The 26,132-nt window shown below is 53.4% G+C and carries 25 protein-coding genes and 1 riboswitch; of the genes, 9 read left to right on the top strand and 16 right to left on the bottom strand.

The genetic code is table 11. The features are described from left to right. The 12 genes from mraY to leuO all read right to left on the bottom strand — a co-directional run bounded on the left by mraY (window position 1) and on the right by leuO (window position 12,725). The gene (gene mraY / locus HV107_RS14180; RefSeq protein ID WP_008501985.1) at window positions 1–1,083 is read right to left on the bottom strand and encodes a phospho-N-acetylmuramoyl-pentapeptide-transferase; all 1,083 of its coding nucleotides are present in this window, start codon (window positions 1,081–1,083) and stop codon (window positions 1–3) included. Continuing rightward, window positions 1,077–2,435 (bottom strand): UDP-N-acetylmuramoyl-tripeptide--D-alanyl-D-alanine ligase, encoded by a 1,359-nt coding sequence (murF, locus tag HV107_RS14175; protein ID WP_182059576.1) that lies wholly within the window; start codon window positions 2,433–2,435, stop codon window positions 1,077–1,079. The genes mraY and murF overlap by 7 nt, the downstream gene beginning before the upstream one ends. Next, window positions 2,432–3,919 (bottom strand): UDP-N-acetylmuramoyl-L-alanyl-D-glutamate--2,6-diaminopimelate ligase, encoded by a 1,488-nt coding sequence (gene murE, locus HV107_RS14170; protein ID WP_182059575.1) that lies wholly within the window; start codon window positions 3,917–3,919, stop codon window positions 2,432–2,434. Before murE ends, murF begins: the two co-directional genes overlap by 4 nt. Then, complete coding sequence (locus tag HV107_RS14165; protein ID WP_182059574.1) at window positions 3,906–5,672, bottom strand: peptidoglycan glycosyltransferase FtsI; 1,767 nt, start codon at window positions 5,670–5,672, stop codon at window positions 3,906–3,908. Before HV107_RS14165 ends, murE begins: the two co-directional genes overlap by 14 nt. 15 nt (window positions 5,673–5,687) lie before the next feature. Further along, complete coding sequence (gene ftsL, locus HV107_RS14160) at window positions 5,688–6,053, bottom strand: cell division protein FtsL (RefSeq protein WP_182059573.1); 366 nt, start codon at window positions 6,051–6,053, stop codon at window positions 5,688–5,690. After that, window positions 6,050–6,991, bottom strand: a complete 942-nt coding sequence (gene rsmH, locus HV107_RS14155; RefSeq protein ID WP_182059572.1) for a 16S rRNA (cytosine(1402)-N(4))-methyltransferase RsmH — start codon at window positions 6,989–6,991, stop codon at window positions 6,050–6,052. The genes ftsL and rsmH overlap by 4 nt, the downstream gene beginning before the upstream one ends. Before the next feature lie 2 nt (window positions 6,992–6,993). Then, window positions 6,994–7,452 (bottom strand): division/cell wall cluster transcriptional repressor MraZ, encoded by a 459-nt coding sequence (mraZ, locus tag HV107_RS14150; protein ID WP_181622243.1) that lies wholly within the window; start codon window positions 7,450–7,452, stop codon window positions 6,994–6,996. 273 nt (window positions 7,453–7,725) lie between these two features. Further along, window positions 7,726–7,878, bottom strand: coding sequence for a hypothetical protein (locus HV107_RS14145; RefSeq protein ID WP_182059571.1), 153 nt, complete (start codon window positions 7,876–7,878; stop codon window positions 7,726–7,728). 165 nt (window positions 7,879–8,043) lie between these two features. Beyond that, window positions 8,044–9,048 (bottom strand): catabolite repressor/activator, encoded by a 1,005-nt coding sequence (gene cra / locus HV107_RS14140; RefSeq protein ID WP_182059570.1) that lies wholly within the window; start codon window positions 9,046–9,048, stop codon window positions 8,044–8,046. A gap of 179 nt (window positions 9,049–9,227) precedes the next feature. Further along, a complete protein-coding gene (gene ilvN, locus HV107_RS14135; RefSeq protein WP_003856371.1) occupies window positions 9,228–9,719 on the bottom strand; it encodes an acetolactate synthase small subunit in 492 nt (163 codons plus the stop codon). 1 nt (window position 9,720) lies between these two features. Then, complete coding sequence (gene ilvI, locus HV107_RS14130) at window positions 9,721–11,445, bottom strand: acetolactate synthase 3 large subunit (protein ID WP_182059569.1); 1,725 nt, start codon at window positions 11,443–11,445, stop codon at window positions 9,721–9,723. A 377-nt stretch (window positions 11,446–11,822) separates the two neighbouring features. Beyond that, on the bottom strand, window positions 11,823–12,725 hold the full coding sequence (leuO, locus tag HV107_RS14125) for a transcriptional regulator LeuO (protein ID WP_409050284.1): 903 nt from the start codon (window positions 12,723–12,725) through the stop codon (window positions 11,823–11,825). Window positions 12,726–13,396: 671 nt separating this feature from the next. Between leuO and leuL the strand changes: the two genes are divergently transcribed. The 5 genes from leuL (at window position 13,397) to leuD (ending at window position 18,256) form a co-directional block, all read left to right on the top strand. Further along, entirely contained in the window at window positions 13,397–13,483 is an 87-nt protein-coding gene (leuL, locus tag HV107_RS27530; protein WP_071530973.1) for a leu operon leader peptide, read from the top strand. A gap of 91 nt (window positions 13,484–13,574) precedes the next feature. Continuing rightward, window positions 13,575–15,146 (top strand): 2-isopropylmalate synthase, encoded by a 1,572-nt coding sequence (gene leuA / locus HV107_RS14115; RefSeq protein ID WP_182059568.1) that lies wholly within the window; start codon window positions 13,575–13,577, stop codon window positions 15,144–15,146. Further along, window positions 15,146–16,237, top strand: a complete 1,092-nt coding sequence (leuB, locus tag HV107_RS14110; protein WP_182059567.1) for a 3-isopropylmalate dehydrogenase — start codon at window positions 15,146–15,148, stop codon at window positions 16,235–16,237. Before leuA ends, leuB begins: the two co-directional genes overlap by 1 nt. Before the next feature lie 2 nt (window positions 16,238–16,239). Further along, window positions 16,240–17,640 (top strand): 3-isopropylmalate dehydratase large subunit, encoded by a 1,401-nt coding sequence (gene leuC / locus HV107_RS14105; RefSeq protein WP_182059566.1) that lies wholly within the window; start codon window positions 16,240–16,242, stop codon window positions 17,638–17,640. Between the two features lie 10 nt (window positions 17,641–17,650). Next, the gene (gene leuD / locus HV107_RS14100) at window positions 17,651–18,256 is read left to right on the top strand and encodes a 3-isopropylmalate dehydratase small subunit (RefSeq protein WP_182059565.1); all 606 of its coding nucleotides are present in this window, start codon (window positions 17,651–17,653) and stop codon (window positions 18,254–18,256) included. Window positions 18,257–18,347: 91 nt separating this feature from the next. Here leuD and HV107_RS14095 read toward each other — a convergent pair whose 3' ends face one another. From HV107_RS14095 to sgrT, 3 genes are all read right to left on the bottom strand, one after another. Next, window positions 18,348–18,500, bottom strand: a complete 153-nt coding sequence (locus HV107_RS14095; RefSeq protein ID WP_182059564.1) for a Hok/Gef family protein — start codon at window positions 18,498–18,500, stop codon at window positions 18,348–18,350. 217 nt (window positions 18,501–18,717) lie between these two features. Beyond that, window positions 18,718–19,896 carry a sugar efflux transporter gene (locus tag HV107_RS14090; protein WP_182059563.1) on the bottom strand — a complete coding sequence of 393 codons (1,179 nt, stop codon included), beginning with the start codon at window positions 19,894–19,896 and terminating at the stop codon, window positions 18,718–18,720. A 120-nt stretch (window positions 19,897–20,016) separates the two neighbouring features. After that, the gene (gene sgrT, locus HV107_RS14085) at window positions 20,017–20,169 is read right to left on the bottom strand and encodes a glucose uptake inhibitor SgrT (protein WP_014068881.1); all 153 of its coding nucleotides are present in this window, start codon (window positions 20,167–20,169) and stop codon (window positions 20,017–20,019) included. Between the two features lie 88 nt (window positions 20,170–20,257). On the opposite strand from sgrT, the gene sgrR reads away from it, so the two are divergent. From sgrR to thiQ, 4 genes are all read left to right on the top strand, one after another. After that, entirely contained in the window at window positions 20,258–21,913 is a 1,656-nt protein-coding gene (gene sgrR, locus HV107_RS14080; RefSeq protein ID WP_182059562.1) for an HTH-type transcriptional regulator SgrR, read from the top strand. Between the two features lie 36 nt (window positions 21,914–21,949). Further along, a riboswitch (TPP riboswitch) is annotated at window positions 21,950–22,050 on the top strand. A 31-nt stretch (window positions 22,051–22,081) separates the two neighbouring features. After that, a complete protein-coding gene (gene thiB / locus HV107_RS14075; protein ID WP_182059561.1) occupies window positions 22,082–23,065 on the top strand; it encodes a thiamine ABC transporter substrate binding subunit in 984 nt (327 codons plus the stop codon). Beyond that, window positions 23,041–24,651 (top strand): thiamine/thiamine pyrophosphate ABC transporter permease ThiP, encoded by a 1,611-nt coding sequence (thiP, locus tag HV107_RS14070; protein WP_182059560.1) that lies wholly within the window; start codon window positions 23,041–23,043, stop codon window positions 24,649–24,651. Before thiB ends, thiP begins: the two co-directional genes overlap by 25 nt. Next, on the top strand, window positions 24,635–25,333 hold the full coding sequence (gene thiQ, locus HV107_RS14065; protein ID WP_182059559.1) for a thiamine ABC transporter ATP-binding protein ThiQ: 699 nt from the start codon (window positions 24,635–24,637) through the stop codon (window positions 25,331–25,333). The genes thiP and thiQ overlap by 17 nt, the downstream gene beginning before the upstream one ends. A 28-nt stretch (window positions 25,334–25,361) precedes the next feature. On the opposite strand, the gene HV107_RS14060 is transcribed toward thiQ, so the two are convergent. Next, complete coding sequence (locus HV107_RS14060) at window positions 25,362–26,129, bottom strand: DedA family protein (protein WP_182059558.1); 768 nt, start codon at window positions 26,127–26,129, stop codon at window positions 25,362–25,364. Window positions 26,130–26,132: the final 3 nt, after the last annotated feature.

Genomic DNA, 26,132 nt, shown 5'->3' with positions numbered 1-26,132 from the left:
TTAACGTACCTTCAGCGTTGCCAGGCCAATCAGCACCAGCATCAGCGAAATAATCCAGAAGCGCACAATGACGCGCGGCTCTGGCCAGCCTTTCAGTTCATAGTGGTGGTGGATCGGCGCCATACGGAAGATGCGTTGACCACGCAGCTTGAACGAACCGACCTGCAAAATCACCGACAGGGTTTCAACCACAAACACACCGCCCATGATAACCAGCAAGAACTCCTGACGCAGCAGCACGGCAATAATGCCCAGAGCACCGCCAAGCGCCAGAGAACCGACATCACCCATAAAGACCTGAGCCGGGTAGGTGTTAAACCACAAGAAGCCCAGACCCGCTCCGACAATCGCCGTACAGACGATCACCAGCTCACCCGCATGACGCAGATAAGGAATGTGCAGGTAGTTAGCAAAATTCATGTTACCGGTCGCCCACGCCACCAGCGCAAAACCGGCAGCCACGAAGACGGTTGGCATAATCGCCAGGCCGTCCAGGCCATCGGTCAGGTTAACGGCGTTACCGGTGCCAACAATCACGAAATACGCCAGCAGGATGTAGAACAGGCCCAGTTGTGGCATCACGTCTTTAAAGAACGGAACAACCAGCTCAGTGGCTGGCGTGTCTTTTCCTGCAAGGTACAGCGCAAAGGCCACGCCCAGCGCAATCACTGACATCCAGAAGTACTTCCAGCGGGCGATCAGGCCTTTAGTGTCTTTACGTACCACTTTGCGGTAGTCATCAACAAAGCCGATGATCCCGTACCCTACCAGCACGGTCAGAACACACCACACATACGGGTTAGACGGGTACGCCCACAGCAATACCGAAACCACAATGGCGGTCAGGATCATAATCCCGCCCATGGTTGGGGTGCCACGCTTGCTAAAGTGCGACTCCGGACCATCGTTACGTACGACCTGGCCGAAAGAGAGTTTTTGTAAACGGGCAATCATGCGCGGGCCCATCCACAATGAGATGAACAGCGCGGTCAGCAGGCTGACAATGGCGCGAAACGTCAGATAGGAAAAGACGTTAAAGCCTGAGTAATATTTGACCAAATGTTCGGCCAGCCAAACTAACATGTTCCGTTCTCCTGTAATGCGTGCACAACCTCTTCCATGGCGGCACTACGTGAACCTTTCACAAGCACTGTCACAATTTGTTTTTCTGCAATCAACGATTTAAGACGTTCAATCAGTGGCGCTTTATCGGCAAAATGTTCGCCCACGCCGCTGGCATGGCTAATCGCCTGGCTGAGTTTTCCTGCGCTCAACACGCAGTCAATGCCTGCCGCTTTCGCCGCTTCACCCACCTGAATGTGGCAGGCTTCACTTTCATCACCCAGCTCAGCCATATCGCCAACAACCAGCACACGATAGCCCGGCATCTCTGACAACACCTGGACCGCTGCGGTCATCGAACCCACGTTCGCGTTGTACGAGTCGTCCAGCAGCAGTTTGTTCTCAGCCAACTGGACAGGGAACAGACGCCCCGGCACGGCTTTCAGATTCGCCAGCCCGGTTTTAATCGCTTCGTGAGTTGCACCCACCGCCGTAGACAACGCGGCAGCGGCAAGCGCATTAGCGATGTTATGGCGACCTGGCAGCGGCAGCAGCACATCAATGCCGCCCATAGGGGTATTGAGTGTGAACTCCGTACCATGCGAGGTCACATGGATATTGGTTGCGGTAAAATCACTGTTGGCCGCATTCGGTGAGAAGCGCCAGGTTTTACGTGAACCAATAATGCTCTGCCAGTTCAGCCAGTCATTGTTATCTGCATTCATAATGGCAATGCCATCAGCCGGCAGACCGGTGTAGATCTCGCCTTTCGCTTTCGCGACGCCTTCCAGAGAGCCAAAGCCTTCCAGGTGTGCAGCCGCCAGGTTATTGACCAGCGCCGCTTCCGGGCGAGTCAAACTCACGGTCCAGGCGATTTCGCCCTGGTGGTTTGCCCCTAACTCGATAACGGCAAATTTATGCTCCTTGGTCAGGCGCAGTAATGTCATCGGTACGCCAATGTCATTATTTAGATTGCCTGCCGTATAAAGCGTATTACCGCACTGGCCCAAAATGGCAGCCGTCATCTCTTTTACTGACGTTTTGCCAGAGGATCCCGTCAGCGCCACAATGCGAGCCGGGACCTGCTGACGAACCCATGCCGCCAGCTCGCCAAATGCCAGACGCGTATCACTCACCACAATCTGCGGCAGATCGGTATCCAGTTTGCGGCTCACCAGCAGCGCGCCGGCCCCACTCTCTTTTGCCTGTTCGGCAAAGTCGTGCGCGTCAAAACGTTCGCCCTTCAGCGCGACGAACAGGCAGCCGGAAGTTACCTTGCGGGTATCCGTTGTCACGGCATCAATGGTCAGATCCTGACCATGCAGCGTCCCTTGTAAGACCTGAGCGGCCTGGCTTAGCGTTATGCTAATCATGCCACCACTCCCAGCAGACGTGCTGCGGTCACACGGTCTGAATAATCCAGACGACGAGCCCCGACAATCTGATAATCTTCATGGCCTTTACCGGCCAGCAGGACTACGTCGTTCTCGTGGGCCTGCATAATCGTATTCGTCACCGCTTCGGCACGACCTTCAACAACACGTGCACGACCTGCGTCCAGCATTCCGGCCAGAATGTCATTGATGATGGCGCGCGGCTCTTCAGTACGCGGGTTGTCATCGGTCACAACCGGAATATCCGCGAACTGTTCAGCAATGGCACCCATCAGCGGGCGTTTGCCTTTGTCACGATCGCCGCCACAGCCAAAGACGCACCAGAGTTTACCGGCACAGTGCAGACGGGCCGCTTCCAGCGCTTTTTCCAGCGCATCCGGCGTATGAGCATAATCCACGACCACGGTCGGTTTACCTGGCGCACTGAACACTTCCATGCGGCCGCAAACCGGTTGCAGACGTTCAGCAGTGTTCACCAGCTCTGCCAGCGGATAGCCCAGCGCCAGTAACGTTGCCAGTGCCAGCAACAAATTGCTGACGTTAAATGCCCCCATCAGGCGGCTTTCAATCTCACCGTCACCCCATGAAGAGGTAAAGCGAATGGTAGCCCCGCTGTCGTGATAGTTCACCTCAACCGCCTTCAGCCAGCGGCCGTGACAGTTAGGGTTGATATGATCTTCCATGGATACCGCAACCGCATCCGGCAGCTTAGCCAGCCAGCGGCGGCCCACTTCGTCATCGGCGTTGATGATCGCCTGCCCACAGTGATGCGTGGAGTAAAGCAGCCATTTTGCCGCTTCGTAATGCTCCATATCCCCGTGATAGTCGAGGTGATCGCGGCTCAGATTGGTAAACACGGAAGCGGCAAATTTCAGTGCCGCCACGCGGTGCTGTACCAGCCCGTGTGAGGAGACTTCCATTGCGGCAAACGTTGCGCCCTGCCCTGCCAGACCCGCCAGCACATGCTGCACGTCTACTGCAGAACCGGTGGTATTTTCCGTTGGGTTCACTTTGCCCAGCAGGCCATTGCCCACGGTACCCATCACCGCACCGGTTTCACCCAGCAGTTGCGCCCACTGCGCCATTAACTGCGTGGTCGTGGTTTTACCGTTAGTACCGGTCACGCCAATCAGGCGTAACTGGTCAGAAGGTTCATGATAGAAACGCCCTGCCAGTGCGGAAAGGCGTTCGCTTAACTGGCTGAGATAGATGACCGGCACACCATGCATTTCACGGATTTCACCGTCGGTTGCTTCATCTTTTGCCTCAGCAATAATGGCAGCTACACCTTGCGCAATCGCCTGCGGGATATATCGACGCCCGTCCGCCTGATGACCGACCACCGCTACAAAAAGATCGCCAGAAGCAGCCATACGGCTGTCCAGTACCATCTCCCGCAGTGCTCGCTCCGGTGCATTTGGCACCCACGGAGCGAGAAGGTCGCGCAAATTACGATCTGCCACCTGTACCCTCGCCTTGATTAATTACAAATTCACTTTTTTCGCCCGTCGCCAGCGCATCCGGTTCAATGTTCATGGTACGTAACACGCCGCCCATGATAGCCCCGAACACAGGCGCGGAGACGGCGCCGCCGTAGTATTTACCCGCCTGTGGATCGTTAATGACGACCACCAGCGCAAAACGCGGATTGCTTGCAGGCGCTACGCCTGCGGTATAGGCAATGTATTTGTTGATATAACGGCCATCTGGCCCTACTTTTTTCGCCGTACCGGTTTTAATGGCGATGCGATAGCCTTTGATCGCCGCCTTCACGCCACCGCCACCAGGCAGTGCCACGCTTTCCATCATGTGAACAACGGTACGAACGATAGGTTCGGGGAAGATACGCTCACCCGGAACCGGTGGATCAACTTTGGTAATCGACAGCGGACGATAAACGCCATAGCTGCCAATTGTTGCGTAGACTCGCGCTAATTGTAACGGGGTTACCATTAGCCCGTAGCCGAAAGAGAAGGTGGCCCTCTCTATGTCAGACCACCGTTGTTTTTGAGGATATAAGCCACTGCGTTCTCCGACCAACCCCAAATTGGTCGCCTTTCCTAGCCCAAAACGTGAGTAAGTCTCTACTAACGCTGAGGACGGCATCGCTAACGCCAGTTTTGAAACACCGACGTTACTCGACTTCTGCAAAACCCCGGTCAGGGTCAATTCGCTGTAACGCGCCACGTCTTTGATTTCGTGACCGTTAATTCGGTAAGGGATCGTATTCAGAACCGTACTTTCATTCACGATGCCGCGCTGGAGCGCAGTCATCACTACCATGGGTTTGACTGTTGAACCTGGCTCGAACACGTCAGTGATCGCCCGGTTACGCATCGCATCTTTCGCGGTGCCAGTAAAGTTGTTCGGGTTATAGGACGGGCTATTCGCCATTGCCAGGACTTCGCCCGTGCTCACATCCACCAGCACGGCGCTTCCTGACTCTGCTTTGTTAAAGGCCACGGCGTTATTCAGTTCGCGATAAACCAGCGCCTGCAAACGCTCATCAATACTCAGCGCAAGGTTGTGCGCCGCCTGGCTGTCGGTTGAAGAGATGTCTTCAATAACGCGGCCGTAGCGGTCTTTACGCACAATACGCTCGCCTGGCTGACCGGTGAGCCATTTATCAAAGCTTTTTTCTACGCCCTCGATCCCCTGGCTATCGACGTTGGTGAAGCCGATGAGGTGAGCGGTTACTTCGCCGGAAGGATAATAACGACGTGATTCCTCACGCAGATGTATCCCCGGAAGCTTCAGTTTTCTGATGTAGTCGGCCATATCAGGGTTCACCTGACGCGCCAGATAGATAAAGCGTCCTTTCGGGTTTGCGTTAACACGTGACGCTAGCTGGTCCAGCGGCATTTTCAGCGCATCTGAAAGCGCTTTCCACCGGTTATCGAGCGTGATTCCGCCCGCGTCATGAAGCTCTTTAGGATCCGCCCAGATTGCCTTAACCGGCACGCTCACCGCCAGCGGACGGCCGGAGCGATCGGTAATCATCCCGCGAGAAGTCGAGACTTCCTGTACGCGTAGGGAACGCATATCCCCCTGGCGCACCAGCATGTCAGGCGCGACGATTTGTAGCCATGCTACACGCCCCAGCAGGAAAGTCAGCGCCAGTAAAATGCAGCCGCACAGCAACGCAAAACGCCAACTGATAAAGTTGGCCTGCTCTTCCTGACGTTTTGGTTTTTGCGTTTTTGCCGCTACTCTCATGCGTCGCGTTTTCCCTTATTTTTGTACTACGATATTTTCCTGAGAAGGATCAACATGCTGCAATTGCAGCTTTTCCGTTGCGATCCGTTCAACCCGGCTGTGATCGCCGAGCGCGTTTTCTTCAAGGATCAGATTTCGCCATTCAATATCCAGCGCATCGCGTTCCAGTACCATCTGCTCGCGTTGCGCCGTTAATAAACGGGTATGGTGGGCCGTTGTAACCACCGTTACAGCCGTCACAATGATGCAAATGAACAAGCAGAGTGGCAGCTTCCCAAACCGCAAAAGATCGTCGCCGATCACGCCAGGCAAGGCATGGCGCTCGTTGCTTCCTAACGATCCCTTAACTTTGCTTAGGGTCTCTGCCACTCTGCTGATCATGCGTTCGTCCTTTCTGCAACACGCAGCACTGAACTACGGGCACGTGGATTCTCTGCCACCTCTTCTTCGCCCGGCATCAACTTGCCTAATGCTCGCAACTGACGGCCACCCAGTTTCCTGAGTTGCTCTTCCGTCATCGGCAGGCCCGCTGGAACTTGTGGACCGCGGCTTTGCTCACGCATAAAGCGCTTCACAATGCGATCTTCCAGCGAATGGAAGCTGATGATGGATAACCGCCCACCCGGGGCCAGCACGTCGAGCGAGCTTTTTAGCGCCAGCTCTATTTCCTCCAGTTCACTGTTTACCCAGATACGAACCGCCTGGAAGGTACGGGTCGCGGGATGTTTGTGTTTGTCCTTCACCGGAGTGGCTGCGGCGATGACTTCAGCCAGCTCTTTGGTGCGGGTCATAGGTTCAATACGGTTACGCTCAACAATGGCGCGCGCAATACGCTTGCCAAAACGCTCTTCGCCGAAGGTTTTTATCACCCAGGCGATATCCGCTTCGTCAGCAGTTTGTAGCCATTCAGCTGCAGATTGACCGCGAGTCGGGTCCATGCGCATGTCCAGCGGGCCATCACGCATAAAGGAGAAGCCACGCTCTGCGTCGTCAAGTTGAGGTGATGAAACGCCAAGATCGAGAAGAATTCCGTCGATCTTGCCCGTCAGTCCGCGCTCGGCCACGTAATCAGCAAGCGCAGAGAAAGGTCCATGCACGATGGAAAAGCGCGGGTCATCTATGGCCTGCGCAACGGCAATCGCCTGTGGATCGCGATCGATTGCCAGCAGGCGTCCTTCCGCTCCAAGTTGGGAGAGGATCAAACGCGAGTGACCACCGCGACCAAAAGTGCCATCAATGTAGATGCCGTCCGGACGAATGTTCAGGCCATTAACGGCCTCATCCAGCAACACCGTTGTATGTTTATAATTTTCCATCATATTTATAGAGACAAGTCCTGCAATCGTTCCGACAATGTTGCGGAATCAGATTGCTCAGCGTCGATATCTTCCTTGACCTGTTGATACCAGGTCGTTTCATCCCACAGTTCAAACTTGTTGAACTGGCCGACCAGCATCACTTCTTTTGTCAGACCGGCATGTTGCCGCAACACAGGCGCAATCAGTAATCGCCCCGCGTTATCCATCTGACACTCACTGGCATGTCCCAATAACAGCCGCTGCACGCGGCGTTCCTGCGGGTTCATGCTCGACAGTCGCGACAGCTTTTGCTCAATAATTTCCCATTCAGGCAAGGGGTAAAGCAGCAGGCAGGGGTGGTTGATGTCAATGGTGCAAACCATTTGACCTGAAGCGTTCTCAATCAGCTGGTCGCGGTATCGTGTTGGAACCGATAAACGCCCTTTGCTGTCGAGATTGACTAACGTTGCTCCACGGAACATGCCAGCCTCACCACTTTAACCCACAAATTCCCACCTAAAGGAGTTTACGGAGCGAGGGAAAAGCTTGTCAAGCCAGGACTATCGCTATATTGGCCCGAAAGCCCTCGATTTGCAGATATATCCCGACCTGATTAATAACTGAACAACTGGCGAGGCAAAATTAACGTTATGAATATTTGTAAGAAAAAAACCGAATATGCACACTAGCGTTAAAAATCACTCAATATCATCGCAGGGAAATATAAAGTGTCAGTTTGCGACGCGGGCAGCATTTTAAGACATATTCTCAGGGGATAACAGCGCCAGATTCAACAAGGTGTCATGCGGGCGTGCAGGCAGGCTTACGGGCTGGTGTGCAGGCTGGAAAAACGTCTGATAATTCATCGCCCGAATGGCCTTTGTAACAAAATAATACAAAGCCAGCATTTAAAAAGCCTGGAAATGTTCTTTTAAAGGCAATTTAAAAGCCAAAATGAATTAAGAAAAATAGCAGGCTATGATTCCTAAGGAATTATCCTAAATTTTATCCGGGAATTATTCTTCTCATTAATTTGTCAAAAACGGGGCCGTTTTCACGGCCCGGCTAATTCATTAGTGACGACTCAGAATTCCACGACGATAGAGATTACGTTTGATTCGGGACAGACCTGGTTTCGGCTTACGTGGCTCATCAAGGCTTGCCAGGACTATCTCAAGTACGCGCTCTGCCACATCACGGTGGCGCTGAGCCACAGCAAGAACAGGACACTGAAGGAAGTCGAGAAGCTCGTTGTCACCAAAAGTCGCAATGGCCAGATCAGAAGGCAGCTTTCCGTCACGACGCAAGGTCACGTCCATCACACCCTGCAACAGCGCAAACGAGGTGGTGAACAGCGCTTGTGGCATCGGGTGCGTTTCGAGCCATTTTTCGAATAACTGGGCTGCTGCTTCGCGCTCATAGCTGTTGGCATAGAGGTAATGCACCTCGCGAGGGTCATCTTTCCAGGCTGTGCGGAACCCCTGCTCACGCAGGAAGCTCACTGAAAGCTCAGGTAAGGCACCCAGGTACAGCACAGTGTCGGCCGGAAAGGTGCGTAGCTCAGCAGCCAGCATTTCAGCATCGTCCTGATCAGCACCCACCACACTGGTGAAGTGTTCCCGGTCAAGCGCACGGTCAAGCGCGACGATGGGGAACGGATCATTTGCCCAGCGCTGATAGAATGGATGCTCTGGTGGTAAAGAAGTTGAGACGATGATCGCATCTACCTGCCGTTGCAGAAGGTGTTCAATGCAACGCATCTCGTTATCTGGCTGATCTTCCGAGCAGGCAATCAACAACTGATAACCACGCTGACGCGCCTGGCGTTCAAGGTAGTTGGCGATACGGGTATAGCTGGTGTTTTCCAGGTCTGGGATCACCAGGCCAATGGAGCGGGTGCGCCCGGCGCGTAGGCCGGCTGCGACAGCATTCGGATGGTAGTTATGTTCACGAACCACCGCCATAACTTTTTCAACGGTCTTATCGCTGACACGGTACTGCTTTGCTTTACCGTTAATCACATAGCTCGCCGTAGTTCGTGACACGCCGGCGAGCCGGGCGATTTCATCCAGTTTCACAATTGCCCCTTAAAAAAAGAAAAGAGTCCATGGCCCTGTCAAGGTTATGGTTAAATCTTTTAACATCTAAACGCAGAATAGCCCTCGCGGCAACCGCTTTTATCTGCGTTGGCGGTCGATTACGCAAAAAAAAGCCCGGCTTTGGTGACCGGGCAGAAAGAGGCGAACCTTTTTGACAACTAACGCATGATTTTGTCGCCGCGGGAAAGCCCCACGACGCCTGAGCGCGCTACCTCAACAATTTTTGCTACATCGCGAACGGACGCCAGGAAAGCATCCAGTTTATCGCTCGTTCCTGCAAGCTGAACCGTATATATAGAAGGTGTTACATCAATAATTTGCCCACGGAAGATGTCTGTATTGCGTTTGACCTCTTCGCGGCCGTAACCGCTAGCCTGAATTTTCACCAGCATAACTTCACGTTCAACATAGGCCCCTTGCCCCAACTCGCTCACTCGCAGCACATCAACCAGCTTATGCAGTTGCTTTTCGATCTGCTCCAGGACTTTGGCATCGCCAACGGTCTGGATAGTCATACGTGAAAGCGTTGGATCGTCGGTTGGCGCAACGGTGAGACTTTCAATGTTATAGCCGCGCTGCGCAAACAGCCCAATGACGCGAGACAATGCGCCCGACTCGTTTTCCAGTAATACAGATAATATCCGGCGCATATCAGGTTCTCTCCGTTTTGCTTAACCACATTTCATCCATACCGCCACCGCGAATGTGCATCGGGTAAACGTGCTCTGCACCGTCCACAACGACATCCACAAAAACAAGGCGGTTGTTTTTCACGTGCTCAAGCGCTTCGCCGAGTTTCGTTTCCAGCTCAGCCGGATCGGACACACGCATTCCAACATGGCCGTAAGCCTCGGCCAGGCGAACAAAGTCTGGCAGCGAGGTCATGTACGACTGAGAGTGACGGCCGGAATAGATCATATCCTGCCACTGTTTCACCATGCCGAGATAACCGTTGTTAAGGTTCAGCACCAGGACAGGAAGCTCATATTGCAGGGCGGTGGAGAGCTCCTGAATGTTCATCTGGATACTGCCATCGCCCGTCACGCAAATGACGGTTTCATTTGGCAGCGCCAGTTTCACCCCCAGCGCGGCGGGCAGGCCAAAGCCCATCGTCCCCAAACCGCCTGAGTTTATCCAGTGGCGCGGTTTGTCGAACGGGTAATAAAGCGCAGCAAACATCTGGTGTTGACCGACATCGGAGGTGACATACGCCTCGCCTTTCGTCAGTCGCCAAATCGTTTCGATAACCGCCTGCGGCTTAATGTTCTCACTGCGTGTGTCGTACTTCAGGCACTGACGCGCACGCCACTGCTCAATTTGCTGCCACCAGTCGCGGATGTCATCCAGGGGTTGCGTAGCCGTTTCTTGTGCCAGCAGTTCCAGCATTTGTTCCAGAACCTGACGCGCATCACCCACAATCGGCACATCTGCCGGAACCGTTTTAGAGATAGATGTTGGGTCAATGTCGATGTGCAGCACGGTCGCATTGGGGCAATATTTTGCCAGGTTATTCGTCGTACGGTCGTCAAATCGCACGCCAACGGCGAAGATGACATCGGAATTATGCATTGTCATGTTTGCTTCATACGTACCATGCATACCCAACATGCCGAGCGCCTGACGGTGCGTAGCAGGAAATGCCCCCAGCCCCATCAATGAAGAGGCCACCGGGAGATTTAATTTTTCAATCAACGCGCGGAGCTGCTCTTCACAGGCAGAGTTGACCGCACCGCCACCCACATAGACAACCGGCTTTTTCGCGGCAAGCAGCGTCTGTAAGGCACGCTTAATCTGGCCTTTGTGCCCCTGAGTGGTGGGATTGTAGGAACGCATACTGACGGAATCAGGCCAGACATAAGGCAGCTTGTTTGCCGGGTTCAGGATATCTTTTGGCAGGTCAACAACAACCGGGCCTGGGCGCCCGCTGGATGCCAACCAGAACGCTTTTTTCAGCACTCCGGGGATGTCTTCAGTCTGTTTAACCAGGAAACTGTGCTTAACGACAGGACGGGAGATCCCCACCATGTCGCACTCCTGAAAGGCATCATAACCAATCAGCGAGGTAGCAACCTGCCCGGAGAGGATCACCAGCGGGATAGAATCCATATACGCGGTGGCAATACCGGTGATGGCGTTGGTCGCCCCAGGGCCAGACGTCACCAGCACGACGCCCACTTCACCGGTTGCGCGTGCCAGTCCATCAGCCATGTGCACGGCGGCCTGTTCATGACGTACCAGCACATGGTCAATGCCACCCACCGTATGCAGCGCATCATAAATATCGAGGACAGCGCCCCCAGGATAGCCGAATACTTGCTTCACGCCCTGATCGATAAGCGATCGGACAACCATTTCCGCGCCAGACAACATCTCCATGCTTTGCCTCCAGGCTTTGTTATAGACAGACCGCAGAATTCATTTCCGCGCCGTCTTCTGACTGGGCTAGCCCAATCTTATATTTTGCAGAGTGTCATTTACCTTAACCGCTCGCTATGAGGCAGGCAATTACCAAACCGAGAGCCTCAAATGGAGATTAAAGCAGAAAAAACAGGCATTACGAGAGGATATGGTGAATTAATCTGGAATAAGTGAGCACAATGCTTATTCATCGTTTAAAAATGAACAGAATCAGGAATTCATCTATTTTTGAGAGCGTAACGGCATGTATGAAAAAATCGAACAGAACAAAACTCTATATAAACAAAATAAATCGGGATAAATCACATGCGAAATGATAATTTATCCCGATGAGCTTATCGGCGGCAAACGCTGATAAGCAACTCTTCCATCCATTGATGACCTTTATCCCGACCAGCAGCTTCATGCCATGAAAGGTAGCAAGTCCGGCTATTTAGTTTCAGCGGCAATGGCAGAATCTGAAGTTCAAGCTGCTCTGCAAATTCTTCCGCTAACCAGCGAGGAGCAATAGCAACCAGCTGTGTCTGAGAGACGATATTTAAAACGCTTACCATTGCCATTCCCTGATAGGCAACACATGCTTGCTTATCAACGGTGTCATACCACGGCTGGCTAAAAGAGGCATATCTGTCGAGGGAAACAACCGCGTGTTGTTCACAATAAACATCGGCTTCACGTAGTGGTGAATTCATTCGCGGGTGTTTTTTACAAGCGACTAACACCATTTCATCTTTAAACAGAGGAACACAGGAAAATTCAGGACGCCGAAACTCTTCATAACCCAGAACAAACTCAGTTTCCTGATAACGCAGCTGATGCTCGGTGTTTTGATTCAGTGATGATTTAAATGCCAGATGAATATTGGGTGCGATCTCTTCAACCTTATTGTATATCACCGATGTCAAATAATTATCTAACGGGCTACAGACACACAGGTTAAAAACGCGCTCACTGCTCAGGGGTTCAAACCCCGAACCTGGCAACTCATTCTGAACTAACTGGAGTGCCTGGCGAATAGAGCCAAACAGCTGATATGCTCGCGCAGTGGGCTGGATCCCTCTGCCGTAGCGAACAAAAAGTTCGTCGTTAAACATTACCTTAAGTCTGGCAACGGCATTACTTACCGCAGGCTGAGACATACCCAGAGAGCTAGCAGCCCGAGTGATATTCTGCTCCTGCATCACCGCATCAAATACGGTTAACAGATTGAGATCTACTGTGCGTAACTGAGGTTTCATCCCATCGTGAACTTGAGATTGTTTAATATTATTTTTTGACACTTTTAACTCCACTGTCACGCTAATATCCCTTAATCAAAATGTTGCAAGAACATCGAAAAATATGATTTACCATGCATATAGAACCAGCGAAAGAGAAATATTTCAAAATCAGAATAAATAAAGAATTCGCCATCACAAATGATTGTATTGGGTTCCCAATCCTGATGAGATAAAAATCAGTTCAATTGATACGAATAACATTAGGATTGAGATGAAACCATAAACCACACCAATAAACAATCACATCTCTGGTTAATGATGACTTAAGTATTATTAAACTATTAATCACCCCCACTAAAAAATGATTAACAACCTATCATCATCGCGTAAAACATCATCATTGAAGAATTATTTAACCCAATGAAACGAAAAGAATTTATGCTTAAAATTTGACAAAATAAATTATATGTTTAATTGCTACGAATTATTATTAAATCATTCGTCAAGCGAATACTCAGTCCAAAACAAGACAATTAACCTGGTCTGAAAAGAGAAAACCAGCACAATAAGCTAAAGTACACATTCTCTTTTACGCCTGGATCACTACCCTTTTTCCCTGTCAGGGGTTGACATGAATCGTCGTATCCAGTACCACTAAAGGCATATCGTTTTTATCTGGAGCACGATTCATGATTCGCACCATTCGTTTCACCGGTCTACTACTACTAAACGCATCCACTGTGCGCGGTAGACTGGCGGGCGAAATTCAGCGTTGAATCGTCACCAGTAATACAAGAAACCCGCGCCACTGCGCGGGTTTTTTTATGCTCGTAGCAAGGCGCCCTAAGACAGACAAGGACCTAACCCATGAGCCAGCAAGTCATTATTTTCGATACAACGTTGCGTGACGGTGAACAGGCATTACAGGCAAGCCTGAGTGTAAAAGAAAAACTCCAGATTGCGCTGGCCCTCGAACGTATGGGTGTTGACGTCATGGAGGTCGGTTTCCCTGTCTCTTCTCCAGGTGACTTCGAATCTGTACAAACCATCGCGCGCACCATCAAAAACAGCCGTGTGTGTGGCCTGGCGCGCTGCGTTGAGAAAGATATCGACGTAGCTGCCGAATCGCTGAAAGTGGCGGAAGCCTTCCGTATTCATACCTTTATTGCCACCTCGCCAATGCACATTGCCACCAAGTTGCGCAGCACGCTGGACGAGGTTATCGAACGCGCCGTGTACATGGTTAAACGTGCACGCAATTACACGGACGACGTTGAATTTTCCTGTGAAGATGCTGGACGTACGCCAATTGAAGACTTGGCACGCGTGGTTGAAGCGGCAATCAATGCCGGTGCCAGAACCATCAACATCCCGGACACCGTCGGCTACACCATGCCGTTTGAGTTCTCCAATATCATCACTGGCCTGTATGACCGCGTGCCAAACATTGATAAAGCGATTATCTCTGTCCATACACACGACGATTTAGGTCTGGCCGTCGGCAATGCCATTGCGGCCGTCCACGCCGGTGCGCGTCAGGTAGAAGGTGCGATGAACGGTATCGGCGAGCGTGCGGGTAACTGTTCGCTGGAAGAAGTGATCATGGCGATTAAAGTGCGCAAAGACATTATGAACGTGAACACGCGCATTAATCACAATGAAATCTGGCGCACCAGCCAGACCGTCAGCCAGATTTGCAACATGCCAATCCCGGCAAACAAAGCGATTGTGGGCACGGGCGCGTTCGCACACTCCTCCGGTATTCACCAGGATGGCGTCATCAAGAACCGCGAAAACTACGAAATCATGACCCCGGAATCCATCGGTCTGAACCAGGTACAGCTGAACCTGACTTCCCGCTCTGGCCGTGCGGCTGTGAAACACCGCATGGAAGAGATGGGTTACAAAGACAACGATTACAATATGGACCAGCTGTACGACGCATTCCTGAAGCTGGCAGACAAAAAAGGCCAGGTCTTCGATTACGATCTGGAAGCTCTGGCTTTCATCAACAAACAGCAGGAAGAGCCAGAGCATTTCCGCCTGGATTACTTCAGCGTGCAGTCCGGCTCCAGCGACATCGCAACGGCCTCCGTCAAACTGGCCTGCGGGGATGAAATCAAAGCCGAAGCCGCTAACGGCAACGGACCGGTTGATGCTATTTACCAGGCTATCAATCGCGTCACTGAATATGACGTCGAGTTGGTTAAATATGACCTGACGGCCAAAGGTCAGGGTAAAAATGCCCTGGGTCAGGTGGATATCGTTGTCACTTATAACGGACGTCGTTTCCACGGCGTAGGTCTGGCGACCGATATCGTTGAATCCTCCGCAAAAGCAATGGTTCACGTCCTGAACAACATCTGGCGTGCCGCTGAAGTCGAAAAAGAATTGCAACGCAAAGCTCAGAATAAAGAGAACAATAAGGAAACCGTGTAATGTCGAAGAATTACCATATTGCTGTGTTACCGGGTGATGGAATTGGCCCGGAAGTGATGGCACAGGCGCTGAAAGTACTGGAAGCCGTTCGTTCGCGTTTTGCGATGAAAATTTCCACCAGCCACTACGATGTAGGCGGCATTGCTATCGATAACCACGGCACGCCATTGCCAAAAGCCACCGTTGAAGGCTGCGAAAATGCAGATGCTGTACTGTTCGGCTCCGTTGGCGGCCCAAAATGGGAACACCTGCCACCGGCAGAGCAACCGGAGCGTGGCGCACTGCTGCCGCTGCGTAAGCATTTTAAGCTGTTCAGCAACCTGCGTCCGGCGAAGCTGTATCAGGGGCTGGAAGAGTTCTGCCCGCTGCGTGCTGACATCGCCGCTAATGGCTTCGATATTCTGTGCGTGCGTGAACTGACCGGCGGGATCTATTTTGGTCAGCCGAAAGGCCGTGAAGGCAGCGGTCAGCATGAGAAAGCCTTTGATACCGAGGTGTATCACCGTTTTGAAATTGAACGTATCGCCCATATCGCTTTTGAGTCCGCGCGCAAACGCCGTCATAAAGTGACCTCTATTGATAAAGCAAACGTGTTGCAGTCTTCTATTTTGTGGCGTGAAATCGTCAGCGAAATCGCAAAAGAGTACCCGGACGTTGAGCTGTCGCACATGTACATCGACAACGCCACTATGCAGTTGATCAAAGATCCTTCCCAGTTTGATGTGCTGCTGTGCTCCAACCTGTTCGGCGACATCCTGTCGGATGAGTGCGCGATGATCACCGGCTCTATGGGGATGTTGCCTTCCGCAAGCCTCAATGAAGAAGGCTTTGGTCTGTACGAACCGGCTGGCGGCTCTGCACCGGATATCGCAGGCAAAAACATCGCCAACCCTATTGCGCAGATCCTGTCTCTGGCATTACTGCTGCGTTACAGCCTGGATGCGGGCGATGCCGCAACAGCAATTGAAAACGCCATTAACCGTGCGTTGGAAGAAGGCGTCCGTACCGGTGATTTAGCACGTGGCACGGCGGCAGTCAGTACCGATGAAATGGGCGACATCATTGCCCGCTATGTCGCTGAAGGGGTGTAATCATGGCGAAGACGTTATACGAAAAGTTGTTTGATGCTCACGTGGTTTATGAAGCACCCAACGAAACACCACTGTTGTACATCGACCGTCATCTGGTGCACGAAGTGACCTCTCCGCAGGCCTTTGACGGCCTGCGCGCGCACAAGCGCCCGGTACGCCAGCCAGGTAAAACCTTCGCTACCATGGATCACAACGTTTCCACTCAGACCAAAGACATCAATGCGTCGGGTGAGATGGCGCGTATCCAGATGCAGGAACTGATTAAGAACTGCAACGAATTTGGTGTTGAGCTGTATGACCTGAACCACCCGTATCAGGGCATTGTGCACGTTATGGGGCCGGAACAGGGCATCACCCTGCCGGGTATGACCATTGTCTGTGGCGACTCCCATACCGCGACACACGGCGCATTTGGTGCACTGGCCTTCGGTATTGGTACGTCTGAAGTCGAACACGTGCTGGCCACGCAGACCCTGAAACAGGGCCGTGCCAAAACCATGAAGATTGAAGTGAAGGGTAAAGCCGCGCCAGGCATTACCGCTAAAGACATCGTGCTGGCCATTATCGGTAAAACCGGTAGCGCGGGCGGCACGGGCCACGTTGTCGAGTTCTGCGGCGACGCTATCCAGGCGTTAAGCATGGAAGGCCGTATGACCCTGTGCAATATGGCCATTGAGATGGGTGCCAAAGCCGGTCTGGTCGCGCCAGACGAAACCACCTTCAACTATGTGAAGGGTCGTTTGCACGCACCAAAAGATCAGGATTTTGCCAGTGCCGTTGAATACTGGAAAACCCTGAGCACCGACGACGGCGCAACCTTTGATACGGTTGTCACTCTCCAGGCAGAAGACATTGCTCCGCAGGTCACCTGGGGGACGAACCCAGGCCAGGTGATTTCCGTCAATGACACTATTCCTGACCCGGCATCGTTCGCCGACCCGGTTGAGCGCGCCAGCGCAGAAAAAGCACTGGCCTACATGGGGTTGAAACCCGGCGTCCCTCTGACAGACGTTGCAATCGACAAAGTGTTTATTGGCTCTTGCACCAACTCCCGTATTGAAGACTTGCGTGCAGCCGCTGAAATCGCCAAAGGCCGTAAAGTCGCGCCAGGCGTTCAGGCGCTGGTCGTGCCTGGTTCTGGCCCGGTTAAAGCCCAGGCAGAAGCAGAAGGCCTGGACAAAATCTTTATCGAAGCCGGTTTTGAGTGGCGCTTGCCGGGCTGCTCTATGTGCCTGGCGATGAACAACGACCGTCTGAATCCAGGCGAGCGCTGTGCTTCTACCAGTAACCGTAACTTTGAAGGCCGTCAGGGCCGTGGTGGGCGCACCCACCTGGTCAGCCCGGCTATGGCCGCCGCTGCAGCAGTTACCGGCCATTTCGCCGACATTCGCAGCCTGAAATAAGGAGACAATCATGGCAGAGAAATTTACCCAACATACGGGCCTGGTTGTCCCACTGGACGCGGCCAACGTCGATACTGACGCCATCATTCCTAAGCAGTTTTTACAGAAAGTGACTCGCACTGGTTTTGGCGCTCACCTGTTTAATGACTGGCGTTTTCTGGACGATAAAGGCGAAGTCCCTAACCCGGAATTCGTGCTGAACTTCCCGGAATATAAGGGTGCATCGATTCTTCTGGCCCGGGAAAACTTTGGCTGTGGTTCATCGCGTGAACACGCCCCCTGGGCGCTTACGGACTACGGCTTTAAGGTCGTTATCGCACCGAGCTTTGCCGATATCTTCTACGGCAACAGTTTTAACAACCAGTTGCTGCCTGTAACGCTCAGCGATGAACAGGTTGATGAGTTGTTCAACCTGGTTCAGGCGAACCCAGGCATTTCATTTGAAGTGGATCTGGAAGCCGAAGTGGTTAAAGCTGGTGATAAAACCTACAGCTTTAGTATTGATACATTCCGTCGCCATTGTATGTTGAACGGCCTGGACAGTATTGGTCTGACGTTACAGCATGAAGACGCAATTTCCGCTTACGAGAAAAAACAGCCTGCGTTTATGCGTTAAAGGCAATGGCCCGCAGCGCGCGGGCCATTGATAAGGGTGCGTTGAGGCTCAACCACTCTGGAGAGGCGGGGAAGCATCCCCGCCAATACCGCTAACGCCTTGCTTCGTAAGCCAACACTGCCGCCAGCTCTGTTTTCTCCTGTCTAAAGTGCAGCTCACACAGCGAGTCGCGCACCATCCAGGTGAAGATCAACAGCGTCGTACAGATCAGAAATAAGCTTAACAGCAGAGTACGTTTTGGCATTCCAGCCTCCTTATTGCTTTTCGGCAATGAAGAGACTAACCTCGCAATGTGGGTTGTGAAGTTAGCCTCCCCATCAGTTTTATTGATGTGGGACTCTCCACTGTTTGCCTCTTGCGAAAGCCTGAGGCAAACAGCCTCAAGCACCCGCCACGCACTCTATTCGCCTTATTAGCATCTGTCAGAAAGTCGTTTCATCTCATGAAGCCGCCTTCCAGAATCAGACATCCTTAACCCGGCATGTCAGCCCCAGCGTCACCACCGATATCGCAGCAATCATCCAGTACACCGCCCAATGCCCGTAGCTTTGCGAAAGCGCCCCCTGAATCACCCCTGCCAGAATCACACCGGTTGAAATACTGTTCGTAAACAACGTCGTAGCCGAACCCGCGCGCCCAGGCATTAAATCCTGGAACCAGAGCATCCCTATCCCGGCAACAATCCCGATGAACACGGCATTGAACAACTGCAACGCCAGCAGCGCCTCGCGCGAATGAAAGAAGATAAGCCCCAGATAGAACAACACCCCTGCCGCTACGGCAACAATCATCATCGGGCGTTTTCCGAAGCGCTTAACGTAGTAACCCGCCAGAATCATCGCCGGGATCTCAAGCCCTGCGGCCGTCCCCATCAGGATGCCCGCAAGTTTGTCCGGTAAACCCAGCTCGCTACTGATCCACAAAGGCATATCGATGATGTACATGGTGTTGCAGGTCCACATCAGCGTGGAGGCGATAAACAGCATCCGGACATTTTTATCTTTCCAGCCGCTGACCTGAGCAACCAGTTTGTCTGGCGTTTGCTCAACCCTTGCAACCGAAGGCAGTGCAAAGGCAATCAGTACAAGGCTGATGGCAAAAATCCCTGCCGCAATCGAAAACATGACCGTAAAGCCATAACTCAGCGCCAGCATGAATGCCAGCGGCGGGCCAATAACCCACGCGAGAGAGAGCTGCGCACGCATTACCGAGCTGAACATCACCACTTCGCGGGCAGAACTGTCCGCATACTCACGGGCCAGCGCAAACAGCTGCGGCATGGCGGTATTGGCCAGCGCCGCCAGCAGCACGCCGCAGGTGAGCAGCGTCATATAGTGGCGATTAAAGGCAAACAGCAAGGCATTACCGATGGCCATGGCGCAACAAAAGAGGATCAATTTTCGGCGATCGCCCTGGCTGTCGGAACGCTTAGCGAGCCACAAGCTGACCAGGATCCCGGCAATGGCGTTGACGGTGTAAAACAGGCCAACCCAGAATGGCTGCGCCCCTACTTCGCGGCTGAGAAACAGGCTCAGCGTAGGCGCCTGGAGCGCCCCGGCCACACCCATCATAAAAGCCACCAGCATAAATGCGGCATACACGCCATTCAGGCGTCGCCCCATCGTCATCAACCAGAGCATACGCAAATCCTTGTGAAAGCAGTTTGAAATTGGGTGAAATAGTAAACGAAAAAAGCCAGCAAAAACATTTTGCTGGCGGGTGATTAGCACCAATACTCAGTCACACATGATCGAGGCGAGTTAGCGAGAAGAGGTCGATTTCGTAACATCCCACTGCATCAATTCTTCCAAAATTTTCAGCCGTTGCTCTGCACACTGGCGGGCCAGCCAGGACACTCCCTTTGTCGCTGAAAAGTACTGCTGATAAAACTGACGTGCGGTAGACCTCTTCATAATTTACCTCCTCGCTTCATCGGGAGGAATTATTGGCTTAATATAGGGATAAATAAATTGCTGATTTTTTGTCAGGAGTTCCCCTTTTATGCCTTCTGGTCGTCTGCAACAACAATTTATCCGCCTCTGGCAATGCTGCGAGGGGCAATCCCAGGACACCACGCTAAATGAGCTGGCCGATCTACTGAACTGCTCTCGCCGTCATATGCGTACCCTGCTCAACACCATGCAGCAACAGGGCTGGCTGAACTGGGAAGCAGAGGCCGGACGTGGCAAACGTTCACGCCTGAGCTTCCTCTACACCGGCCTTGCGCTGCAACAGCAGCGCGCAGAAGACCTGCTGGAGCAGGACCGGATCGATCAGCTGGTGCAACTGGTGGGCGATAAGGCTGCCGTACGTCAGATGCTGGTTTCACATCTCGGGCGGAGCTTTCGCCAGGGGCGGCATATTCTGCGGGTGCTCTACTATCGTCCAATGAAAAATCTGTTACCCGGCACGGCGTTACGGCGTTCAGAAACCCATATGGCGCGACAAATCTTCAGCGGCCTGACGCGCATAAATGAGGAAAACGGGGAACTGGAAGCGGATATCGCTCACCACTGGCAGCAACTTTCCCCTCTCCACTGGCGATTTTTTTTACGCCCCGGTATTCATTTCCACCACGGACGTGAGCTGGAAATGGCCGATGTTATCGCTTCGCTGGATCGCGCCCGTAAGCTTCCGCTCTACTCACACATCATCCACATCCATTCGCCGACCGCCTGGACGCTGGATATTGAGCTGTCGCAGCCAGACAAATGGCTCCCCTGGCTTCTGGGCTATGTGCCGTCGATGATCTTGCCCGGCGAATGGAGTTCCCTGAATAATTTTGCCAGCCAGCCGATTGGCACCGGGCCTTACGCCGTTTCACGCAACAATAATAACCAGCTTAAGATCCGCGCTTTTGATGACTATTTTGGCTACCGGGCGCTGATCGACGAAGTGAACGTCTGGGTATTGCCGGATATCAGCGAAGAGCTGAGCGTTGGCCTGACGCTCGAGGGCCCCACCACAGGTGAGAAAGCGGTCGAAAGCCGTCTTGAAGAGGGCTGCTACTATCTGCTGTTTGACAGCCGCACCCATCGCGGCGCAAATCAGGAGGTTCGTAAGTGGATAAGCTATGTACTCGCCCCATCTAACCTGATTTACCACGCGGAAGAACAGTATCAGACCTACTGGTTCCCGGCGTATGGGCTGCTGCCACGCTGGCACCACGCGCGTCCGGTGCCATGCGAAAAACCCGCAGGGCTAGAGTCCATCACCCTGACCTTCTACCGCGAACACGTAGAGCACCGCTTTATTGCCAGAATCATGGCGAAACTGCTGGCAGCCGTTGGGGTGACGCTGGAGATCCAGGAAGTTGATTATGACGAGTGGCACCGCGGCGATGTGGTGAGTGACATCTGGCTGAACAGTGCTAACTTCACCCTGCCGCTCGATTTCTCGCTCTTTTCACACCTGTACGAGGTGCCGTTGATCCAGCACTGTATCGACCGGGACTGGCAGCAAGACGCCGCCCAGTGGCGCGCAGGCGAGATGAATCTGGCTTCGTGGTGCCAGCAATTACTGGCTCAGCAGGCCATTGTGCCGTTGATCCACCACTGGCTGATGATTCAGGGGCAACGCAGTATGCGCGGCTTACGCATGAACACACTGGGCTGGTTTGACTTTAAATCGGCCTGGTTTGCACCGCCTGAGCCATAACACTTTCGCAATATTCACCAAATCATTACAATACCGCCGTTCTCAACGGGGTGCTGCATCACTGATGTGCGCTGAGATAATACCCGTCGAACCTGATCCGGATAACGCCGGCGAAGGGATTTGAGGCTGTCGCTCAAAATCCTTTGCCACTCAACTATGAGGTGCAAAGTGTTAAAAAAAGTTCTTCCTCTGCTGGTGCTGATTGCACTGCCTGCTGCTGCTAAGCCTGTTCTGACGGTCTACACCTACGACTCTTTCTCGGCCGACTGGGGCCCGGGCCCGGTGGTAAAAAAAGCCTTTGAAGCCGACTGTAACTGCGAGCTGAAATTTGTCGCGCTGGAAGATGGCGTTTCGCTGCTTAACCGTCTGCGCATGGAAGGGAAAAACAGCAAAGCCGACGTGGTGCTTGGCCTTGATAACAACCTGCTGGACGCTGCCACACAAACTAAGCTGTTTGCCAAAAGCGGCGTGTCAACCGAAGCCGTCAGCGTGCCTGGCGGCTGGAAAAACGACATCTTCGTTCCCTTTGATTACGGCTACTTTGCCTTTGTTTATGACAAAAACAAGCTGAAGAACCCGCCAAAAAGCCTGAAAGAGCTGGTTGAAAGCGATCAGAAATGGCGCGTGATTTACGAAGACCCACGTACCAGTACCCCGGGTCTTGGCCTGCTGCTGTGGATGCAAAAAGTCTATGGCGATAAAGCGCCGGAAGCCTGGCAGAAGCTGGCTGCGAAAACCGTCACCGTCACGAAGGGCTGGAGTGAAGCCTATGGTCTGTTCCTGAAAGGGGAAAGCGACCTGGTGCTGAGCTACACCACTTCTCCGGCTTACCACATTATTGCCGAGAAGAAAGACAACTACGCGGCTGCAAACTTTGCAGAAGGCCACTACTTGCAGGTTGAAGTGGCTGCACGTACCGCCGCCAGCAAGCAGCCGGAGCTGGCAGAGAAGTTCCTGAAATTTATGGTTTCTCCTGCGTTCCAGAATGCTATCCCGACGGGCAACTGGATGTATCCGGTCACCAGCGTTGCGCTGCCGGCAGGCTTTGATCAGCTTTCTAAACCGCAAACCTCACTGGAGTTTACGCCGCAGCAGGTTGCTGCACAGCGCGCAGCATGGGTAAGTGAATGGCAACGCGCCGTCAGCCGTTAATTGCAGGCTGGTTACTCCCCGGACTGCTCGCCGCCATCCTGATGGTTGCGGTAAGTCTGGGGGCATTTCTTGCGTTATGGTTAAACGCGCCAGAGAGCGATCTGCTCTCTCTCTGGCACGATAGCTATCTCTGGCACGTCATTCGTTTCTCTTTCTGGCAGGCGTTTCTCTCGGCGCTGCTGTCGGTTATTCCTGCCATTTTTCTGGCGCGAGCACTTTACCGAAGACGATTTCCTGGCAGACAGGCATTGCTGCGCCTGTGCGCCATGACGCTGATCCTGCCCGTGCTGGTTGCCGTTTTCGGTATTCTCAGCGTCTATGGCCGTCAGGGCTGGCTGGCCTCGCTCTTTACCCTGCTTGGCCTGGAGTGGACCTTCTCCCCTTATGGGCTGAAAGGCATTCTGCTGGCGCACATTTTTTTCAACATGCCGATGGCCACGCGGCTCTTTTTACAGGCGCTGGAGAACATCCCCGGCGAACAGCGTCAGCTTGCTGCCCAGCTGGATATGCGCGGATGGTCGTTCTTCCGTTTCGTCGAATGGCCCTGGCTGCGTCGGCAAATTCCACCGGTCGCCGCCCTGATCTTTATGCTCTGTTTTGCCAGCTTCGCAACCGTGCTCTCGCTTGGCGGTGGCCCGCAGGCCACAACGATTGAGCTGGCTATCTATCAGGCCCTGAGCTACGACTACGATCCGGGGCGCGCAGCGCTACTGGCGATCGTACAGATGCTCTGCTGCCTGGTGCTGGTATTACTGAGCCAGCGTCTGAGTAAAGCCATCCCGCCTGGGGCGAATCAGATTTCAGGCTGGCGCGACCCGCAGGATAGCCTGCACAGCCGCCTCACCGATTTCGCACTCATTGCTCTGGCGCTCTTACTTCTGCTGCCGCCGCTTCTGGCGGTGGTGGTGGATGGCCTGAACCTGAATATCCTGTCCGTATTACGACAGCCCGTGCTCTGGCAGGTGACCTTTACCTCATTACGAATAGCGCTGGCGGCAGGGCTGCTGTGCGTTATCCTGACCATGATGTTGCTCTGGAGTAGCCGCGAGCTTTATGCCCGCCAGGCCCGTAAAGCCGGACAAGCCCTGGAACTGACCGGTATGCTGATTCTGGCGATGCCCGGTATTGTGCTGGCTACAGGTTTCTTTTTACTCTTCAACACCACCGTTGGCCTGCCCGCAAGCGCAGACGGCATTGTGATTTTCACCAACGCGCTGATGGCTATCCCCTACGCACTCAAAGTGCTGGAAAACCCCATGCGCGATATCAACAGTCGCTACAGTTTGTTGTGTCAGTCACTGGGAATGCAGGGCTGGCAGCGTCTGAAGGTTGTAGAACTCCGCGCACTGAAGCGTCCGCTGGCGCAGGCATTAGCCTTCGCCAGCGTATTGTCGATTGGTGATTTTGGCGTTGTGGCGTTATTTGGTAATGATGATTTCCGCACGCTACCGTTCTGGCTGTATCAGCAAATTGGCTCATATCGCAGTCAGGATGGCGCCGTGACGGCACTGTTACTTCTGCTGCTGTGCTTTGCCTTATTTACCGTTATCGAAAAACTCCCGGGGCGAGATGTTAAAACTGATTGATGTCACCTGGCTTTACCAGCATCTGCCAATGCGCTTCACCCTTTCCGCGCGTCAGGGTGAGATGATTGCCGTTCTTGGCCCAAGCGGAGCCGGAAAGAGCACGTTGCTTAATCTGGTTGCCGGTTTTCTGCAACCGGCAAGCGGGTCGATTCTCATTGAAGGTCAGGATCATACCTACACGCCGCCGGCACGACGCCCGGTGTCGATGCTGTTTCAGGAAAACAACCTGTTTACCCATCTGACGGTGTGGCAAAACATCGCGCTGGGGATGAATCCAGGGCTGAAACTCAACGCTGCACAGCGCCAGAAGCTGGACACCATTGCCGTGCAGATGGGCTTAACAGCATTTATCGACAGGTTGCCGGGCGAGCTGTCTGGCGGCCAGCGCCAGCGCGTTGCCCTCGCCCGTTGCCTGGTACGCGAACAGCCGGTGTTGCTGCTTGATGAACCGTTTTCGGCACTCGACCCGGCGCTGCGTCAGGAGATGCTCACCCTGGTGCAGGACGTCTGCAAACACCAGCAGCTAACCATGCTGATGGTTTCTCACAGCATCGAAGATGCCGCGCGCATTGCGCCGCGATCGGTGGTGATCGCGGAGGGACGTATTATGTGGGATGGCGAAACAGAAGCCCTGGTAAACGGAAAAGTCACCGCTTCTGAACTACTGGGAATAAAACCGTAGGCCGGGCAAACGCAGTGCCGCCCGGCAGTTAGCGGCTCACCACTTTCAGCAGTATCTCTGCATAAACCGGCATCAGCGGATGGCGAATCAGTGCGACCAGCGCCACAACCGCAATGCCGAGCATCAGGGGAGACAGCCAGATTAACCGCTGGCGAGGAAGGTAGTGCGTCAAACGATCCACACCCGCTTTACCACTGCGCCACAGGCGCCAGCACAGCCAGACCGCCAGCCACAGCAGCAGCGCCGTTGCCAGCAACAGCCATTTGAATTGCCCGCTTTGCATATCAGCAGGAATATCAATCGCCGCGCCGGCCAGGATCCCCGGCAGGAAGTAAAACGGCGGCCAGAACACGCAGCCGATAATATTCGGCACCACGAATTTGGTCACGGGCAGATCCAGCATCCCGGCCACCATAGGCACTATCGGACGGGTTGGCCCGACAAAACGCCCGACCAGGATGGTGAACATACTGTGCTGATGCAGCGCGTGCTCGGTCTTATCCAGCAGCGCTTTATTCTTTTTCATGAACGACCAGCGATGCAGCGGCTTCTTAAAGCGCCAGCCCAGCCAGAAAGAGATCCAGTCCCCGAGCAAACACCCCACAATCCCGGCCAGCCATGCCTGCCAGAAGTTGACCTCACCGCTACCGATTAACGCACCAAGCCCCGCCATCATAACGGTGCCAGGTAAAATCAGCCCGACAAGCGCCAGCGATTCCAGGAACGCCACCAGCGCAACGGCGATGAGCGAATACATAACGGACTGGGTAATAAAATGTTCCAGCAATGCCTGCATAAC

This window comes from Enterobacter sp. RHBSTW-00175, from assembly GCF_013927005.1.
Lineage (GTDB): Bacteria > Pseudomonadota > Gammaproteobacteria > Enterobacterales > Enterobacteriaceae > Enterobacter.
The sequence above is the reverse complement of the archived record's forward strand: the minus strand, read 5'-3'. Positions and strand labels throughout refer to the sequence as shown.